14 protein-coding genes are annotated in these 17,583 nt (G+C 66.0%); 7 read left to right on the top strand and 7 right to left on the bottom strand.

Annotation, left to right across the window (positions count from 1 at the left end; translation table 11 throughout):
- Positions 1-64: 64 nt before the first annotated feature.
- The 7 genes from P0652_RS11125 to P0652_RS11095 form a co-directional block, all read right to left on the bottom strand.
- The gene (locus tag P0652_RS11125) at positions 65-352 is read right to left on the bottom strand and encodes a hypothetical protein (RefSeq protein ID WP_284178880.1); all 288 of its coding nucleotides are present in this window, start codon (positions 350-352) and stop codon (positions 65-67) included.
- Positions 349-852: a TspO/MBR family protein gene (locus P0652_RS11120; RefSeq protein ID WP_284178879.1), complete on the bottom strand. Its 504-nt coding sequence runs from the start codon at positions 850-852 to the stop codon at positions 349-351. The genes P0652_RS11125 and P0652_RS11120 overlap by 4 nt, the downstream gene beginning before the upstream one ends.
- Entirely contained in the window at positions 849-2,048 is a 1,200-nt protein-coding gene (locus tag P0652_RS11115) for a geranylgeranyl diphosphate reductase (RefSeq protein ID WP_284178878.1), read from the bottom strand. Before P0652_RS11115 ends, P0652_RS11120 begins: the two co-directional genes overlap by 4 nt.
- A 20-nt stretch (positions 2,049-2,068) precedes the next feature.
- Positions 2,069-3,415 carry a BCD family MFS transporter gene (locus P0652_RS11110; protein WP_284178877.1) on the bottom strand — a complete coding sequence of 449 codons (1,347 nt, stop codon included), beginning with the start codon at positions 3,413-3,415 and terminating at the stop codon, positions 2,069-2,071.
- Positions 3,412-4,299: a chlorophyll synthase ChlG gene (gene chlG, locus P0652_RS11105; RefSeq protein ID WP_284179097.1), complete on the bottom strand. Its 888-nt coding sequence runs from the start codon at positions 4,297-4,299 to the stop codon at positions 3,412-3,414. Before chlG ends, P0652_RS11110 begins: the two co-directional genes overlap by 4 nt.
- Before the next feature lie 143 nt (positions 4,300-4,442).
- Positions 4,443-5,891 carry a transcriptional regulator PpsR gene (ppsR, locus tag P0652_RS11100; RefSeq protein ID WP_284178876.1) on the bottom strand — a complete coding sequence of 483 codons (1,449 nt, stop codon included), beginning with the start codon at positions 5,889-5,891 and terminating at the stop codon, positions 4,443-4,445.
- A 111-nt stretch (positions 5,892-6,002) separates the two neighbouring features.
- Positions 6,003-6,848 carry a cobalamin B12-binding domain-containing protein gene (locus P0652_RS11095; protein ID WP_284178875.1) on the bottom strand — a complete coding sequence of 282 codons (846 nt, stop codon included), beginning with the start codon at positions 6,846-6,848 and terminating at the stop codon, positions 6,003-6,005.
- Positions 6,849-7,394: 546 nt separating this feature from the next.
- Here P0652_RS11095 and bchF point away from each other — a divergent pair.
- The 7 genes from bchF to P0652_RS11060 are packed head-to-tail and all read left to right on the top strand — an operon-like array spanning position 7,395 to position 17,577.
- Positions 7,395-7,916, top strand: coding sequence for a 2-vinyl bacteriochlorophyllide hydratase (gene bchF, locus P0652_RS11090; protein WP_284178874.1), 522 nt, complete (start codon positions 7,395-7,397; stop codon positions 7,914-7,916).
- Entirely contained in the window at positions 7,913-9,205 is a 1,293-nt protein-coding gene (locus tag P0652_RS11085) for a ferredoxin:protochlorophyllide reductase (ATP-dependent) subunit N (RefSeq protein ID WP_284178873.1), read from the top strand. Before bchF ends, P0652_RS11085 begins: the two co-directional genes overlap by 4 nt.
- 1 nt (position 9,206) lies before the next feature.
- Positions 9,207-10,826 carry a ferredoxin:protochlorophyllide reductase (ATP-dependent) subunit B gene (gene bchB / locus P0652_RS11080; protein WP_284178872.1) on the top strand — a complete coding sequence of 540 codons (1,620 nt, stop codon included), beginning with the start codon at positions 9,207-9,209 and terminating at the stop codon, positions 10,824-10,826.
- Entirely contained in the window at positions 10,801-14,526 is a 3,726-nt protein-coding gene (locus P0652_RS11075; RefSeq protein WP_284178871.1) for a magnesium chelatase subunit H, read from the top strand. The genes bchB and P0652_RS11075 overlap by 26 nt, the downstream gene beginning before the upstream one ends.
- The gene (bchL, locus tag P0652_RS11070) at positions 14,523-15,437 is read left to right on the top strand and encodes a ferredoxin:protochlorophyllide reductase (ATP-dependent) iron-sulfur ATP-binding protein (protein WP_284178870.1); all 915 of its coding nucleotides are present in this window, start codon (positions 14,523-14,525) and stop codon (positions 15,435-15,437) included. The genes P0652_RS11075 and bchL overlap by 4 nt, the downstream gene beginning before the upstream one ends.
- The gene (gene bchM / locus P0652_RS11065; RefSeq protein WP_284178869.1) at positions 15,437-16,150 is read left to right on the top strand and encodes a magnesium protoporphyrin IX methyltransferase; all 714 of its coding nucleotides are present in this window, start codon (positions 15,437-15,439) and stop codon (positions 16,148-16,150) included. Before bchL ends, bchM begins: the two co-directional genes overlap by 1 nt.
- The gene (locus tag P0652_RS11060) at positions 16,147-17,577 is read left to right on the top strand and encodes a BCD family MFS transporter (protein WP_284178868.1); all 1,431 of its coding nucleotides are present in this window, start codon (positions 16,147-16,149) and stop codon (positions 17,575-17,577) included. The genes bchM and P0652_RS11060 overlap by 4 nt, the downstream gene beginning before the upstream one ends.
- The last annotated feature ends 6 nt before the right edge of the window (positions 17,578-17,583 follow it).

Raw genomic sequence — 17,583 nt, 5'->3', positions numbered from 1 at the left:
ACTTTGGAGAATTCCGCAAGGGGAAAATCACCCGGCCCGTCGAATTCACGGGGCAACATCTGGCTCAGTCCCGGTCCGTCCGACGCAGTCTACGTGCGAGATCAAGGGCGTGGGCAAGGCCGCCGAGCATCAGCAATCCGGCCATCGCCCAGTCCGACCCACCGGAAAGAGCCAGACGGAGAGCCAGAATCAGCGTCAGGCCCGCCCCTGAAACGAGCAGGATGGTTCCAACGGGCAAACCACGGCCTGTCAAGACTCGATGACAGATCAGTGCGGCGGCCTCGATGACCAGAATCGCCAGCGCGAGATCGACCCCGAACCGAACCCATTCGCCGAGCATCGCTACATTCATGGACCGGACCTTCCGAAGGGGCCATTGAGCAGCAGGATCGCCCGGTTGAGGAAGCCGGCAGTCGTCACCCAGAGGATGTAAGGGACCAACAGCAGGGCCGCGCCGCGCGAGAGCGGCCAGAGCACGAGGATCATCGCGAGGATCGACAGCCAGAGCAGCACCAGTTCGGCCAGCGCCCAATCGGGCCGGCGGAAGGTGAAGAACAGGAAGCTCCAGGCAATGTTCAGGGCTGCGTTGACCGCGAAGACCGCGATCAGGACCGTGCGGGCCTCGGGGCCGGGCGCATCGCGCCAGCCGAGGGCGAAAGCGAGCACGGCCAGCGCGAAGATCGTGGTCCAGACCGGACCGAAGATCCAGTTCGGCGGCTGCCACGAGGGTTTCCGCAAGGCCTGGTACCAGACTCCGGTTTCCGTTGCATAGCCGCCAAGCACGGCGACGATAACGGCAGCGCCGGCTGCCCAAAGCAGGATGCGCGTTTCGAGGCCCGCGAGATCAATCACGCGCGGGCAAAGCCGAGGAGGTGGCGAACATCGTTGAGAAAGATCCGGACATGGGCCATGAAGCGCCCCTGGACCAACGCCTTGTTCATGTAGGATTCCCAGGTCAGTTTCTGCACATCCGGATCGCGGCAGATCTTCACGAACTGCTCGCGGCTGCGATCATTGCGGTACCAGAAATACTGGAGCAGGCCGAGCACCCAGAAGACCCTGCCATGCTTGGCCATGAAGGTCTTTCGGGCGCCGGCCAGAGCCCGGGCATCGCCTGTGCGCAGGACAGTGGCCGTGGCCTCGGCGGCGAGACGGCCGCCATACATGGCGTAATGGATCCCCTCCCCCGAAGCCGGCGCCACAACGCCGGCGGCATCGCCGGCCAGCAGGACATCGCGGCCATTATCCCAGCGCTTCAGCGGCTTCATCGGGATCGGCGCGCCTTCCTTGCGGATGGTTTCCAGCCCCTCGAAGCCAAGCGCCTGGCGCAGGTCGGCGATCGAGCCCCGCAGCGAGAAGCCCTTGTGGGCGCTCCCGGTGCCGATGCTCATCGTCTCGCCATGGGGAAAGACCCAGCCATAGAAATCCGGCGAGACCTTGCCCTGGTAGATGACATCGCAGCGGGCGGCATCGTAATGCGGCGAGCCCGCCGCCGGGGCACGGACAATCTCGTGATAGGCAAAGACGAAGGGCACACGCTTCACATCCGGCAAGGCAATGCGGGCGACCTGAGAATTCGCACCATCCGCGCCGATGACCAGCCGGGTGCGGAGCGAGACCAGCCGGTCCTCGTCACCTTTCGGCCGGAACTGGACGACCGGGCGGCCCTCGTTGTCGCGGATGATCGTCTCGAACGTGCCGCTGAACCGCCTGGCACCGTAAAGAGCGGCCCGCTCACGCAGGAATTCGTCAAAATGCTCGCGGTCGACCATGCCGACAAAGCCGTTCTCGATCGGCATGTCGACGCCGATCTCGGACGGGGCGACCATGCGCGCCGAGCGGATCCGCGCGACGATCTGTGAATCCGGGATCTGGAATTCACGGATGCAGCAGGGTGGGATCGCGCCGCCGCAGGGCTTGATGCGGCCAGCGCGGTCAAGCAGCGCGACGCGATGACCGGCCCGGGCGAGATCCTCGGCCGCAATGGCGCCGGACGGACCGCCGCCGATCACGACGACATCGAACCGGGTGTTTTCGGCTTCATCCATGCGTGTTCCCTCCCTGCCCGTCATTCCGCCGGGCGGCCAAGTGCGAGATCCGGCAGATCCGGCTCCGACCGCCGGCTTCTGGCCGGCTGCCCCGCCTGCCTGGCAACACGATCCGCCAGAACTGCCGAGATGACGAAAAGAACGCCTTCCGCCGCGAAAACGGTGGCATAGGCCGAGACCTGCGAGGTGATGAGATACCGGGCGATATCCGCCGCCAGCGCACCGAGGAAGCCGCCTGCCCCGAAGGCAATGCCCTGCGCAGCACCCCAGAGGCCCATGCGCACGCCGGCCCTCTCCGGATTGCCGGCATTGACGAGCCGCATCATCGCGCCGATGGCGGCCGCAGCGAAGGCGCCATTGGCGACGCCAAGCAGAAAGACATTCGGGCGGAACGGGAATTCCGGCCCGATCAGCGCCGAGGCGACAAGGCCGGCCAGCGCGAAAGCTGACGCGATGCAGCCTCCCACGGTCCAGAAACGCGTGGTCCCAGGCCCGCGATTGCCATAGAGCGTCGAGACGATGGCCACGAGGATCATTCCCGCCAGCACGCCGCCATGCTGGAGCCCGGCCAGCTTGGTCGTCTCGCCGGGCGTATAGCCGAAGACCGCCCCGGCGAAGGGCTCAAGGATGAGGTCCTGCGCGCTGTAGGCGATCATCGACAGGAAGATGAAGATGGCGAAGAGGCGCGAATGGGGCTCGGACCAGACCTCGCGCAGCGCTTCGGGGAATGAAATCGCCGGTGCGGTCTCCCCGGCGGCCGGCGCGGAGGGCGATGTGTCCTCGACGCCCCAGACCGCTAGCACGCTGACGATGAAGGCAATAAGGCTGACCGCTGCAGAGACAGCGACCAGCCGGCCCATCGAGAAGGGATCGAGGAAATGGCCGGCGGTGCCAGCGGTCACGATGAAGCCCATGATCATCATGACCCAGACGATCGTGGCCGCTGCCGGGCGTCGGGCATCGGCCACGCGGCGCGAGAGCAGGACCAGCAGCGAGGTGCCGCTGGCACCAACGCCGATGCCGATGCCGAGAAAGGCGAGAACGGAGAGCAGCAGGCCGGCCACAGGCATGGTCGCCATCAGCGCGACCGCCAGTGCGGCACCGAAACCACCCAAGGCCAGCATGGCCATGCCGCCGATGATCCAGGGCGTCAGCCGGCCACCGATATCGGCACCATGGCCCCAGCGCGGACGGAGCACCTGTACCGCGTAGTGGAGCGCCACCAGCGCCCCGGGCAGCATGGCCGGCAGCGCAAGCTCCACCACCATGACGCGGTTGATGGTCGATGTGGTGAGGACCACGATGGCGCCGAGTGCGGTCTGCACGAGCCCGAGCCGCATGATGCCAAGCCAACCCAGCGGAGTCATGGTGTACCTCCCGAAGCAAGCATGCGCAGGGCAAAGGCCGACACCATCATGCCCGAGACATAGAGGGTGATGCCGGTGGCGTTGTACCAGGGCGCCCGCCCGCGCGGATCGGAGAGCAGGCGCTTCATCAGGGCGATCTGGGCTAGCAGGATGCCGGCGACGAGGCCGGCATGGACCGGTGCATTCCAGAGCCAGAGCAGCAGGATGACCACGAGCTGCGGCAGGGCCATGACCCAGCAGGCCAGCAGCGCAGCGCGTTCGGCGCCCAGTTGCGCCGGCACGGAGCGCAGCCCCATCTGCCGGTCGCCCTCGATCGACTTGAAATCGTTCAGCGTCATGATGCCGTGGGCGCCGAGGGAATAGAGCAGCGCGATCCAGACCAGCCGGCTGTCCGGGAAGGTGCCGAGAATGGCTGCAGCCGCCGTGAACCAGGGCAGGCCTTCATAACAGAGCCCGACTGCGGCATTGCCGACCCAGCCGTTGCGCTTGAGGCGGAAAGGCGGCGCCGAATAGGCCCAGGCCAGAGCGAGCCCCAGCACGGTTGCGGCGAGAACCCACGGGCCCAGCAAGGCGGCTACCAGCGCCGATACGGCTGTCCAGACGATGGCGAAGCCAAGGCCCCATCGCCCCGGCACCCGGCCGGAGGGGATCGGCCGGTTCGGCTCGTTGATCGCATCGACATGGCGGTCGAACCAGTCATTGACGACCTGGCTTGTCCCGCAAACCAGCGGACCGGCCAACAGCACGCCCGCCGCGGCCGCCATCCAGCCGCCGGCGCCGGCAATGCCGACAGAGGCAATACCGCAGGCATAGGCCCACATTGGCGGAAACCAAGTGATTGGCTTGAGCAATTCGACCATGGCGCTCAGCGCAGGCCGGTTCAATGCCGCGGCAGGAACCGGCTGCGAGCCACCGGAAGGGACAGGCGCCTCGATCATGGGGCAACGGTAGTGCCCGCCACCCGATCCGTCAATTTAGATTTACACTATTTTGTCGCGACAGGCTGACATATCGCAGCCGCCTGTGATCACTCCTCGCCCGGCACATCCGGATCGAGATCGCCAAGGCCGTGGCGGCGCATCTTGGCGTAGAAGCTCTGCCGGCTCAGCCCGAGCATCTGGGCAGCGGAGGCGCGATTGTCACCCGAACGTTCCAGGGCGGCCTCGATGCAGAGACGCTCGATCATGTCGCTCGACTCGCGCACCATGTCCTTCAGCGACACCCGGCCGACCAGTTCGGTGAGCTGCTCGACAGAGCGGTGGAGGGACCGACCGCGATGGCCATTCAGCGCCTGGCGGATGCCGTTGTTGCGGATGACGAAGCCGTAGGTCGGCACTTCCCCCGTCAGGGCGGGCACGGCCGAGACCTCGACCTGCTCGACACTGCCATAGGAACCGCGAAGCACGGTCGCGAAGGCGCGCATCGCCCGGCTTTCCTCGAGCCGCGCCATGATGAGATCCATGTCAACACCCGGCCGGCCGAGCCAATGCTCGAGAGGCTCGCCGAGCGCCTGCGTCTTGGCGCCAAGCTGGGCCAGATCGAGGAAGGCCTGGTTGCACTCGACGATCTTGAGGTCGCCGTCGATGACGACAAACCCATCCGGCAGCTGCTCGATGACGCCCATGACCTTGCTGGCCAGCCCGTCGCTCCCCGCCAGTGGCTGGGTGCCGGCATGCGGCGTCAGCCGGACGAGCAGGAAGACCACCTGGTCCTGCCGGAAAACCGAGGCCGCGACGGAGAAAAGCTGTCCGTTCTGGGCGAGGCGCGCCTCGACCTCCGGCACCTTACCGGCCCGACGGGCGGTTTTCAGCGCGGCTTCCAGCGCCTCGGCGCCATCATAGGTGAAGCAGGAGAGAATCGACTGGTTGACCAGCCGCTCCGCGCCATTGGCAATCTGGCGCAACGCCGCCGGGTTGGCCTCGACGATGCGCAGGGTGATGGAATCGACGATCAGCACGGGCTCGGAAGCGAGGTGGAAGAGCATGCGGTAGCGGGTCTCCGCCGCACGCATGCGGGCGTATTCCTGCTCCATCGCTTCCTGGGTCTCGACCAGGCGACGCTGCAGCTGCGCCAGGCTGCGCAGATCGCGGCCAATGGCAACGAAACGGCCGCTCTTGCCCAGAGCCATCGTGGAATAGCGGATGGGGACGTCGATCCCTGAACGGGCGGGATGATTGATCTCGCGCGGCTGGACGAGCCCGCCACGGAGAGAACCGCGGATCAGGTCATCGACTTTGGGCCGGCTTTCCCGGGTGACGATCTCGCTCCATTTGCGGCCGCGCCAGTCCGGGTCGACTTCACGGGCCAGTTCGGCATTTCCGAGCACCACATCATGGATCACGCCCTCGGCATCGATGATGAGCGCGATATCGGACATCGACGCGAGCAGCTTTTCAGCAATATCAGGCGACAGGCCATCGGCCCAGCCCACCCTCAGGCCGTCAGCGTTCGTGCTGCTGGATGATCCGAATTCCATGTTCTTCTCGGCTTCCTTGGGTCGATTTACCTCTGGGTCGTCAGCTCAGGCAAGGTTCAGGCCAAACAGGTTGACCGACGAAGTGTGTGCAAAGGGCGGCAGCATCGCGACTCAATCAAGACGCGCCATCTTCATCATACGATTGACTGCTGCAACAACATCGGGCCCGGCGCAAGCCTCGATATCGGCTCCGAGGGAAAGAGCCAAGTTCGGCTCCACAAGAAACGCCGCTCCGCCCAGCAGCACCTTCACATCGGGGTTGAGTGATGATTCCCGGATCCGGCGGACGAGTGCCGTCAGCTGGTGCACCGAGGCATCACAGCTCGCGGTCAGGCCGACGACATCGAACCACTCTGTCCGGACCCGCTCGAGCAGCTCCATCCGCGAGAGCCCGACCTCGGCCAGAACGTCCCAGCCCGCCCGGATGAAGAAAGCCTCTGCGATCGAGGCCCCGAAGGTATGGGTCTCGCCGGGGACGGCCGTGATGAAGATCCGGTGCGACTCGAGATCAGGGTCGAGTTCCGGTGCGAGGGCCGGTCCATAGACGCGGATCAGCTGCTGGAGGCGCGACATCGCGATCGTGACCTCGACGAAGCTCAGCACATCTTCTTCCCAGAGGCGCCCGAGCTTGCGTGCCGCCGGCTCGATCAATTCGAGGATGAGCCGCTCGAAAGGCACATCGTTGATCAGCAGATCATCAACAAAATCGATCGCGGCATCGACGGGCTGATCAATCAGGATCCGGAGGAACCGCTCCGCGATGGCGGGGGATTCCACATTCGGGATAGCCAGCACCCTCGCGGATAGCCCCTCGCTGGGCTGCCGGCGAGGCGTTGCCTCACGGTGGAGCAGCATGAGGCGGGGAATGATCTCGGATTCAATGGTGCGGGCAAGCGGCGCCATATCCGGCCGCGCGGGCGCGTAGCGCGTTGGCTCGGGCCGGTGACGATCGGACATATGGTGATCAGGCATATGACGATCGGGTCTCTGGGGCGTCGCGCGCGGCATCGCACTCTCCGTGCCTGACCGCGTTACCGCTTTATCATCCCCGTGATCGGGAACGGCGTCAGCTCCGATCATGTCGTCCGAAGTGCTCGCCATCCCACTCCTCCCAGAGTGTTTCGCTGCGTGCGGGACGTCTTGGCTTCCGCGCCCTCTCTGACAGAGCTGCGGGAGTTTCGGCATGCTGGAAAAGATGTGACAACCAGGCGAGACACAATCTGGCAGAACGCCCGCCCTTCCGCAAATCTTTCCGGTTTTTATCACCCAGAAATTGCAGCGACTGTGGAATGCCGTTGCACCAGCTCGATGGCTCGACCGGGAAAACTCTGTGTTGGCAACACCCTCCACCATCTGGACGCGTCCCGAACGCGCCTTGTTGAGTGACCATATTAAATGACAACCAAAGTGTCTAGTTAGATTGACAGATGTTTTTTTGGAGCCCACACTCTGTGCAAATTGGTGTCAACCCGAGTGAGGGGGATACCGGACAGGGAGTACGCCATGAGCGAGCGTCCACGGGGTCGCAAGACTGCCAAGCCGCTCTACACACCGGATGAGCGCCGCCGCCGGGACGCGACGCCCTGGACGCTGGTTCAGGGCATTCTCGCCCCCGTCCAGTTCGTGGTTTTCCTGGTCAGCCTCGTGCTGGTCCTGCGCTATCTGGCGAGCGGGCTGGGCTATGAGGCCGCGACCACGTCCATCATCGTGAAGACGCTGGTCCTGTATCTGATCATGGTCACCGGCTCGATCTGGGAACATGCGGTATTCGGCAAATACCTGCTGGCGCCGGCCTTCTTCTGGGAGGACATGGTCAGCTTCGTGGTCATTGCGCTGCACACGGCCTATCTCGTGGCCCTGTTCACCGGCTGGGCCGGACCGCATGGCCAGATGGCCATCGCGCTCGCGGCCTATGCCACCTACGTGGTGAATGCGGCGCAGTTCCTGCTCAAGCTGCGGGCGGCCCGGCTGCAAACACCACCGGATGTCGAGTTGACCTCTGAAGGGCTGGAGGTCACGCCATGACAACCAGCCCAGCCATCCTGCCCGAACTGCCGGCCTCGTCCTGCTCCAACCCGCCGATCCTGCGCGAGCGTGGGCAACGTGAGGTTTTCTGCGGCCTCACCGGCATCATGTGGCTTCACCGGAAGATCCAGGATGCGTTCTTCCTGATCGTCGGTTCACGGACCTGCGCCCATCTCATGCAATCCGCCGCCGGCGTGATGATCTTCGCCGAACCACGTTTCGCGACGGCGATCATCGAGGAACGTGACCTTGCCGGCCTCGCCGATGCGAACGATGAGCTGGACCGTGTGGTCATGCGCCTGCTCGAGCGCCGCCCGGATATCAAACTGCTGTTCCTCGTCGGCTCCTGCCCGTCGGAAGTGATCAAGCTGGACCTGTCCCGCGCGGCGAAGCGGCTGTCGGAGCGCGTCTCCCCCGCCGTGCGTGTGCTGAACTATTCCGGCAGCGGCATCGAGACCACCTTCACGCAAGGCGAGGATGCCTGCCTTGCGGCCCTCGTGCCGAGCCTCGCCGCCGCGCCGGCCGATGCCCCCGAATCCCTTCTCGTCGTCGGCGTGCTGGCCGATGCGGTGGAAGACCAGTTCCGCAGGATCTTTGCCGAGATCGGCATTCGCCACGTCGATTTCCTGCCTGCCCGCAAGGCCGGCGCCATGCCCAGCATCGGCCCGGGCACCCGTTACCTGCTTGCGCAACCGTTCCTTGGCGAGACCGCGCGGTTGATCGAAGGCCGCGGCGGCCAGCGCATCACCGCCCCCTTCCCGCTTGGCGCGGAAGGTGCGGCCGGCTGGATCCATGCCGCCGGGGTCACATTCGGTATCGCGCCGGCGGTCATCGACGCCGCGATCGCTGCACCGCTCGAACGCGCCCGCAAGGCCGTGTCACGCTACCGCGACATGCTGGCCGGGCGGCGGATCTTCTTCTTCCCGGACAGCCAGCTCGAAGTGCCGATCGCGCGGTTCCTGCATCGCGAGCTGGGCATGGAGCTGGTGGAGGTGGGCACGCCCTATTTCCACAAGGACCATCTCGCCGCCGACCTCGCCATGCTGCCGGCCGGAACGGCCTTCAGCGAGGGGCAGGATGTCGACCGGCAGATCGATCGCTGCCGCAAGGCTGCACCGGACATCGTGGTCTGCGGGCTCGGCCTTGCGAATCCGCTCGAGGCGGAAGGCATGACGACGAAATGGGCGATTGAACTCGTTTTCACCCCCATCCAGGGCTTCGAGCAGGCCGGCGATCTCGCCGAACTGTTCGCGCGGCCCCTCAATCGCCGCGCCCGGCTGGAGGTGTAGGATGCAGCTCACGGTCTGGACCTATGAGGGACCTCCCCATGTCGGCGCGATGCGGGTCGCCACCGCGATGCGCGACCTGCATTACGTCCTGCACGCGCCGCAGGGCGATACCTATGCCGACCTGCTCTTCACGATGATCGAGCGCCGGTCCAAGCGGCCGCCGGTGACCTACACCACGTTCCAGGCCCGCGATCTCGGCGGCGATACGGCCGCGCTGTTCCAGACGGTGTGCCACGAGGCCTATGAGCGGTTCAGGCCCAAGGCGATGATCGTCGGCGCCTCCTGCACCGGCGAGCTGATCCAGGATGATCCGGCCGGACTCGCCAAGGCCGGCGGCCTGCCGATTCCCGTGATCCCGCTGGAGCTGCCAAGCTACCAGAAAAAGGAAAACTGGGGCGCGGCGGAAACCTTCTACCAGATTGTCCGGCATCTCGCCGGTCCGCATGCGCTGCCGCCGAATGCCGCCCGGCCTGTCCGCGCGGCCGGCGAGAAGCCGCGCTGCAACCTGCTCGGCCCGACCGCGCTCGGCTTCCGCCATCGCGATGATGTCCGGGCCATTTCCGGCCTGCTGGAACGGATGGGCATCACCATCAACGTCACCGCGCCGTGGGAAGCGAGCCCGGCCGATATCGCCCGGCTCGGCCATGCCGATTTCAACGTGGTGCTGTATCCTGAAATCGCCGGCCCTGCCGCGCAATGGCTCAAGCGGTCCTTCGGGCAACCGGTTGTCTCGACCGTGCCGATCGGCGTCGGCGCGACGCGCGACTTCATCACCGAAGTGGCGCGGCTGGCGGAGATCGATCCAGCCCCTTTCCTGAAGGCCGAGGAAAGCCGCCTGCCCTGGTATTCGCGCTCGGTGGACTCGACCTATCTCACCGGCAAGCGCGTCTTCATCTTCGGCGATGCCACCCATGCCATCGCCGCGGCCCGCGTGGCGCGCGAGGAACTCGGGTTCGAGGTGGTCGGGCTCGGCACCTATAGCCGCGAGTTCGCCCGCGATGTCCGCGAGGCCGCTGCCCGCCACGGGATCGAGGCGCTGATCACCGACGATTACCTCGAAGTCGAGGCGAAGGTGGCGGAACTCCAGCCTGAACTCGTACTGGGCACGCAGATGGAGCGCCATATCGCCAAGCGTCTCGGCGTGCCCTGCGCCGTCATCTCGGCGCCCGTCCATGTGCAGGATTTCCCGGCGCGCTATTCGCCGCAGATGGGTTTCGAAGGCGCCGATGTGCTGTTCGATACCTGGGTCCATCCGCTGATGATGGGCCTTGAGGAACATCTGCTCGGCATGTTCCGGGATGATTTCGAATTCCATGACGGGGCGGCTCCCTCGCATCTCGGCCATGCCAGCCGTGCCCCGGCGGCGGCGGCACCTGCCCGCGCCGCGGAACCGGCATTCGAGGTTCCGGCGCCGGCCATGGCTGCGGCCGAGACGGCGGATGTCGGCGTCCTTGAAGGACCAACCGGCTGGGCCCCCGAGGCCGAGCAGGAACTGCGCAAGATCCCGTTCTTCGTGCGGGGAAAGGCCCGCCGGAATACCGAAAGCTTCGCTGGCCAGCGCGGCATCCGCCTGATCACCGTGGAGACGCTGTACGATGCAAAAGCGCATTTCGGACGCTGACCCCACCCCGATCCGGGTCGTGATCGTCACGATGGACGATCACCTGACCGGTGCGATCGCGCGTACCCGGCCGCGGCTGCGGCGGGAAATGCCGGGCCTCGTGCTGCAATTGCATTCGGCCGCCGAATGGGGCCGCCATCCCGAAGCGCTCGCCCGCTGCCGTGCCGATATCGCCCAGGGCGACATCATCATCGGGAGCATGCTGTTCATGGAAGAGCAGTATCTGCCGATCCTCGATGCGCTGCAGGCCCGCCGCCCGCATTGCGATGCGATGGTTGCCTGCATGTCGGCGCCGGAAATCGTCCGCCTGACGCGGATGGGCAGCTATGACATGAGCGCGCCCGTCACCGGGTTTGCCGCCTTCCTCAAGAAGTTGCGCGGAAATACCAAAGGGGGCACCGGCGCCCACCAGATGAAGATGCTGCGGCGCATCCCGCAGATCCTGAAATACATCCCCGGCGCAGCGCAGGATATCCGCGCCTATTTCCTGACCATGCAATACTGGCTGGCGGGTTCCGAGGACAATGCGCTGAACCTGGTTCGCTTCCTTGTCAGCCGTTACGCAGCGGGGCCGCGCCAGGCCTACCGGAATGGCCTCAAGGCGGCGCTGCCGGTGGAATATCCCGAAATCGGCGTCTACCACCCGGCCCTGCCAGGGCGGATCGCCGACAAAGCCGATGCCCTGCCCAGCCGCCGCGATTTGAAAGGCGTCATCGGCCTGCTGGTGATGCGATCCTACCTGCTGGCCGGCAATACCGCCCATTATGACGGCGTGATCGCGGCCATCGAGGCGCGCGGCTACCGGGTGATCCCGGCCTTTGCCAGCGGGCTCGATGCCCGGCCGGCGATCGAGCAGTATTTCATGCGCGACGGTCAGTGCCGGATCGATGCCATGGTCTCGCTGACCGGCTTCTCGCTGGTGGGTGGCCCGGCCTATAACGATGCGGAAGCGGCCGAGGCCATGCTGCGCCGGCTCGACGTGCCGTATATCGCGGCCCATGCGGTCGAGTTCCAGTCGCTGCAGGAATGGGGCGCCTCGGATCGCGGGCTGCTGCCGGTCGAAGCCACCATCATGGTTGCCATTCCGGAACTCGACGGTGCGACCGGCTCGATCGTCTTCGGTGGCCGGGCCGATCCGTCCGCTGGGGCCTGCACGGGCTGTGCCCGCAATTGCCGCTTCGAAGGCGCCAGCGACGACCGGCCGATGCAATCCTGCCCGGACAGGGCCGAGATGCTCGCGGCGCGGCTCGACAAGCTCGTCGCCCTGCGCCAGACGCGGCGCGAGGCGCGCAAGGTCGGGATCGTGATCTTCAACTTCCCGCCCAATGCCGGGAATACCGGCACTGCCGCCTATCTCGGCGTGTTCGAATCGCTCTTCAACACGCTCAGGGGCCTCGCTGAGGCCGGCTATCGCGTCGAGATGCCAGACAGCGTCGACACGCTCCGCAAGGCGATTGTCGAGGGCAATGCCAGTCGCTTCTGCGCGCCGGCGAATGTCCATCACCGGATTCCGCTTTCGGACCATGTCCGCCGCGAAACCTGGCTTGGCGAGATCGAGAAGCAATGGGGCCCGGCGCCCGGCCGCCAGCAGACCGACGGCGCCAGCCTGTTCGTCCTGGGTGCGCGGTTCGGCGATGTCTTTGTCGGTGTCCAGCCCTCTTTCGGCTATGAGGGCGATCCGATGCGCCTGCTCTTCGAGAAGGGCTTCGCGCCGACCCATGCCTTCTCGGCCTTCTATCGCTGGCTGCGCGAGGATTTCGGCGCGAATGCCGTGCTGCATTTCGGCACGCATGGCGCGCTCGAATTCATGCCTGGCAAGCAGACCGGCCTTTCCGGCTCGTCCTGGCCCGACCGGCTGATCGGCGACCTGCCGAATGTCTATCTCTATGCCTCGAACAATCCCTCCGAAGGGGCGCTGGCCAAGCGCCGTTCGGCGGCGACGCTGCTGAGCTACCTCACGCCGCCGGTTGCCCATGCCGGGCTCTATCGCGGCCTGCTCGACCTCAAGGCCTCGATCGATCGCTGGCGCAGCCTTGCGGGCGGTGCCGAAGCCGATCGCAGCGCGCTGGCCGAACTCATTCAGAGCCAGGCGGCAGCCGTCGATCTTGTTCCGGCCGAGCCGCTCTGGCCGGACAACCACGAGGCCGAGATCCGCCGGCTCGGCGAGAAGGTGCTCGAACTCGAATATGCGCTGATCCCGCATGGGCTGCATGTCGTCGGCGAGCCGATGGATCGCGAGGCACGGATCGAGATGCTCGCCGCCATGGCGGATGCCGGAGATGGCTGGCACCCGAGCCGTGCGGCGCTGGAAAGACTGGCCGACGGTGATCTGCCGGATGCCGAAGATGCCAACGAGGCTGCCAGTTTCGCCAAGCTTTCGCGGGCGAACGGGTTCCTTTCGGCCGATTCCGAGTTGCCGGCCATCCTGCAGGCGCTCGAGGGGCGCTTCATTGCACCGGCCCAGGGCGGCGACGTGCTGCGGACGCCGACCGTGCTGCCGACCGGGCGCAACCTCCATAGCTTCGATCCGTTCCGTATCCCGAGCGCCTATGCCCGGCTCGATGGCGCGCGGCAGGCGGAGAAGCTGCTTGCCCGCCATGCCGCCGAAGGCCATGGCCTGCCGCGCAAGGTCGCCCTCGTCCTCTGGGGCGCGGACAATGTGAAAACCGAGGGCGGCCCGATCGCCCAGGCGCTGGCGCTGATGGGCGCCGAGCCCCGCTTCGACGGCTATGGCCGCCTCGTCGGCGCGCAGCTGGTTCCGCTTGAAACGCTGGGCCGCCCGCGGATCGACGTGATGATGACGCTGTCCGGCATTTTCCGCGACCTGCTGCCGCTCCAGACGCGCCTTCTTGCCGAGGCGGCCTATCTCGCGGCAAGCGCCGAGGAACCGGAGCATCTCAATTTCATCCGGGCCCATGCTCTCGCCTATCAGGCCGAGCATGGCTGCGACCTCGAGACGGCGGCCCTGCGCGTCTTCTCGAATGCCGACGGCGCCTATGGCTCGAACGTCAACCATCTGGTCGAGAACGGGAAATGGCAGGAAGAGGATGAGTTGGCGGAAACCTATTCCCGCCGGAAATGCTTCGCCTATGGCCGACAGGGCAACCCGAACGCCCAGCCGGCTTTGCTCAATTCCATGCTGGGCCGGGTCGAGCTGACCTACCAGAACCTCGAATCGGTCGAGGTCGGGGTGACCAGCCTCGACCAGTATTTCGACACGCTGGGCGGGATCAGCAAGGCGGCCAGCCGCGCCCGCGGCGGCGCCTCGGTCCCGGTCTATATCGGCGACCAGACCCGCGGCGACGGCCTTGTCCGGACGCTCGGCGAGCAGGTTGCCCTTGAGGCGCGCTCACGGGTGCTGAACCCGAAATGGTACGAAGGCATGCTCAAGCATGGCTATGAAGGCGTGCGCCAGATCGAGGAGCATGTCCGCAATACGATGGGCTGGTCGGCGACGACCGGCCAGGTTGCGCCCTGGGTCTACAAGCAGATCACCGCAACCTTCGTGCTCGATCCTGAAATGCGCGAGCGCATGGCCGAACTGAACCCGGTCGCGGCAGCGAAGGTCGCCCAGCGCCTGATCGAGGCGCATGAGCGCAATTACTGGCAACCCGATGCCGAGACTCTCGACGCGCTCAGAAACGCGGAAGAGACGCTCGAGGATCGGATCGAAGGGGTCGGCATGGAGGTCGCAGCATGACATTACTTTATCGCCATCCCACCCTGAAGGACCGGCCCGAACGGGGCGCCGGCGACGGCGATGGCAGCGTCCAGGTCCATCTCGACCCGACGACCCAGATCGAGACGGCGAAGGTCTTCGCGGTCTATGGCAAGGGCGGCATCGGCAAGAGCACGACCTCGTCGAACCTTTCGGTCGCTTTCTCCAAGCTGGGCAAGCGCGTGCTCCAGATCGGCTGCGATCCCAAGCATGATTCGACCTTCACGCTCACCAAGCGGCTTATTCCGACGGTGATCGACGTGCTGGAGACCGTGAACTTCCATTCCGAGGAACTCCGCGTCGAGGATTTCGTCTTCGAGGGCTATAACGGGGTGATGTGTGTCGAGGCGGGCGGTCCGCCGGCGGGCACAGGCTGCGGCGGCTATGTCGTCGGCCAGACGGTGAAGCTGCTGAAGGAGCATCACCTGCTCGACGATACCGATGTCGTGATCTTCGACGTGCTGGGCGATGTGGTCTGCGGCGGCTTTGCGGCCCCGCTCCAGCATGCCGAGCGGGCGGTCATCGTGACGGCGAATGATTTCGACTCGATCTTCGCGATGAACCGCATCGTCGCGGCCATCAAGGCCAAGTCGAAGAATTACGACGTCCGCGTGGGCGGTGTCATCGCCAACCGCAGTGCCGGCACCGACGAGATCGACCGGTTCAACGAGGCGACGGGGCTGAAGCGCATTGCGCATTTCCGCGATGTCGATGCCATCCGCCGGTCGCGCCTCAAGAAATCGACGATGTTCGAGATGGACGACACGCCCGAGCTCAATGCGGTGCGGGCAGAATACATGCAGCTGGCCGAGACGCTCTGGGCCGGCACCGACGTGCTGGATGCGCGCCCGATGAAGGATCGCGAGATCTTCGACTTCCTGGGATACGAATAATGACAAGCACGACGTACACCAAGCGCAAGGGCGAACTGGAAACCTATTTCGACCGCACGGCGGCCGATGCCTGGGCCCGGTTGACCTCGGATGCCCCGGTCAGCGGCATCCGCGCCACGGTGCGGGCGGGGCGGGATTCAATGCGCCAGCGCCTGATGGGCTGGCTGCCGGACGACATGACAGGTTTCCGCCTTCTGGATGCCGGCTGCGGCACCGGGGCGCTCTCGGTCGAGGCCGCCCGACGTGGCGCTGAAGTGGTGGCGATCGACATTTCCGCAACGCTGATCGCGCTGGCCCAGGAGCGCAGCCCGCGCGATCTCAATGGCGGTTCGATCGATTTCCGGGTTGGCGACATGCTCGACCCGGCGCTCGGCCGGTTCGATGGCATGGTCGCGATGGATTCGCTGATCCATTACGACACGCCCGATATTGCCCGGGCGCTGGCCGGGCTGGCCGACCGGGTTGCCGGCCCGATGCTGGTGACCGTGGCGCCGAAAACCCCGCTCCTCACCGCCATGCATATGGCCGGACGGTTCTTTCCGCGCGGTGACCGGGCGCCGGCCATCGTGCCGGTCAGCGCGGCGCGGCTCGGCCGGGAAATGACGCGGCACCTGCCGCTGGCCGGCCGGGCGATCCGCGAGACCTATCGGGTGTCGCGCGGTTTCTACATCTCGGAAGCCCTGCGCATCGCTCCGGCGGAGGGCCATGCATGATCAACCTGAACCGCCTTATCCTGGAGCGGCTGAAGCGGATCGACACCCGCTACCTGCCCTTCGCCGATGCGGCCACGCCGGAGCTTCCGCTCGGGCGGCTGATGCGGCTGGCGCTGTTCCAGGTTTCGGTGGGCATGGCGACCGTGCTGCTGCTCGGCACGCTCAACCGGGTGATGATCGTCGAGCTGGGCGTCTCGGCCTCGCTTGTGGCGGTGATGGTGGCGATCCCCTTCCTGGCAGCGCCGTTCCGGGCGCTGGTCGGGTTCCGGTCGGACACGCATCGCTCCGCCTTCGGCCTGAGGCGCGTACCCTATGTCTGGACCGGCACGCTGCTGCAGTTCAGCGGGCTGGCCATCATGCCCTTTGCGGTCCTCCTGCTGGGCACGGACCATAACGCACCAGCCTGGGTCGGACAGGTTGCAGCCGCCCTCGCCTTCCTGCTGGCCGGCACGGGCCTGCATACGACGCAGACGGCCGGGCTTGCCCTCGCCACCGACCTCGCCGCCGAGGATCAACGGCCCCGCGTCGTCGCGCTGATGTATGTCGTATTCCTGATCGGCACGATCGTCAGCGGCTATGTCTTCTCGCTGTTCCTGGCCGATTTCAGCCCGGTTCGCCTGATCCAGGTGGTCCAGGGCGCGGCGGTGGCGACCTTCATCCTCAATGTGGTCGCGCTCTGGAAACAGGAGGTGCGCCGCGCGCCGCCGCCGAGGACCGAGACGAAGCCGAGCTTCCGCGAGGCCTGGGCGCTGTTCGCCGCCAACAGGCAGGCAAGGCGCTTCCTCGTCGCAGTCGGCTTCGGCACAGCCGGTTTCAACATGCAGGACATCATTCTCGAACCGTACGGCGCCGAGGTGCTGGGGCTGTCGGTCAGCGCGACGACGATGCTGACGGCCCTTCTCGGTGCGGGCTCGCTGCTGGCCTTCGCGCTCGCGGCGCGTTGGCTGGCGCTCGGGCTCCATCCCTGCCGACTGGCGGCGATCGGCGTGCTGGCCGGGCTGGTGGCCTTCCCGATGGTGATCTTTGCGGGGGCACTGCAATCGCCGATCCTGTTCCAGGCCGGAGTTTGCCTCATCGGCTTCGGCGCTGGACTCTTCGCAGTCAGTACGCTGATGGCCGCGATGTCGCTGGAAACCGGCGGCCTGACCGGCCTCGCGCTCGGCGCCTGGGGTGCCGTGCAGGCCAGCTGCGCCGGCCTCGCCATCGCCGTGGGTGGGATCGTCCGCGACAGCATTGCCATGCTGGGCAAGGCGGGGTCGCTCGGGGCGGCGTTCACCTCACCCTCCGCTGCCTATGGTTTTGTCTACCACATTGAAATCCTGCTTCTTTTCTCGACGCTTGTCGCGCTCGGGCCGCTGGTCCGCACACGGTTCAGCCGCGAGGAAAGGAGCTCGACCCGACTGCGTCTTGCCGAGTTCCCCAGTTAACCCCGC

Origin of the sequence: Rhabdaerophilum sp. SD176, assembly GCF_030143245.1 — a bacterium.
Classification (GTDB): Bacteria; Pseudomonadota; Alphaproteobacteria; order Rhizobiales; family Beijerinckiaceae; genus Rhabdaerophilum.
The sequence above is the reverse complement of the archived record's forward strand: the minus strand, read 5'-3'. Positions and strand labels throughout refer to the sequence as shown.

What these genes read in the sequence shown, in the direction of transcription:
- P0652_RS11125 (WP_284178880.1), bottom strand. Translation starts at nt 352, where the DNA reads ATGAATGTAGCGATGCTCGGCGAATGGGTTCGGTTCGGGGTCGATCTC.
- P0652_RS11115 (WP_284178878.1), bottom strand. Translation starts at nt 2,048, where the DNA reads ATGGATGAAGCCGAAAACACCCGGTTCGATGTCGTCGTGATCGGCGGC.
- P0652_RS11110 (WP_284178877.1), bottom strand. Translation starts at nt 3,415, where the DNA reads ATGACTCCGCTGGGTTGGCTTGGCATCATGCGGCTCGGGCTCGTGCAG.
- ppsR (WP_284178876.1), bottom strand. Translation starts at nt 5,891, where the DNA reads ATGGAATTCGGATCATCCAGCAGCACGAACGCTGACGGCCTGAGGGTG.
- P0652_RS11095 (WP_284178875.1), bottom strand. Translation starts at nt 6,848, where the DNA reads ATGTCCGATCGTCACCGGCCCGAGCCAACGCGCTACGCGCCCGCGCGG.
- bchF (WP_284178874.1), top strand. Translation starts at nt 7,395, where the DNA reads ATGAGCGAGCGTCCACGGGGTCGCAAGACTGCCAAGCCGCTCTACACA.
- P0652_RS11085 (WP_284178873.1), top strand. Translation starts at nt 7,913, where the DNA reads ATGACAACCAGCCCAGCCATCCTGCCCGAACTGCCGGCCTCGTCCTGC.
- bchB (WP_284178872.1), top strand. Translation starts at nt 9,207, where the DNA reads ATGCAGCTCACGGTCTGGACCTATGAGGGACCTCCCCATGTCGGCGCG.
- P0652_RS11075 (WP_284178871.1), top strand. Translation starts at nt 10,801, where the DNA reads ATGCAAAAGCGCATTTCGGACGCTGACCCCACCCCGATCCGGGTCGTG.
- bchL (WP_284178870.1), top strand. Translation starts at nt 14,523, where the DNA reads ATGACATTACTTTATCGCCATCCCACCCTGAAGGACCGGCCCGAACGG.
- bchM (WP_284178869.1), top strand. Translation starts at nt 15,437, where the DNA reads ATGACAAGCACGACGTACACCAAGCGCAAGGGCGAACTGGAAACCTAT.
- P0652_RS11060 (WP_284178868.1), top strand. Translation starts at nt 16,147, where the DNA reads ATGATCAACCTGAACCGCCTTATCCTGGAGCGGCTGAAGCGGATCGAC.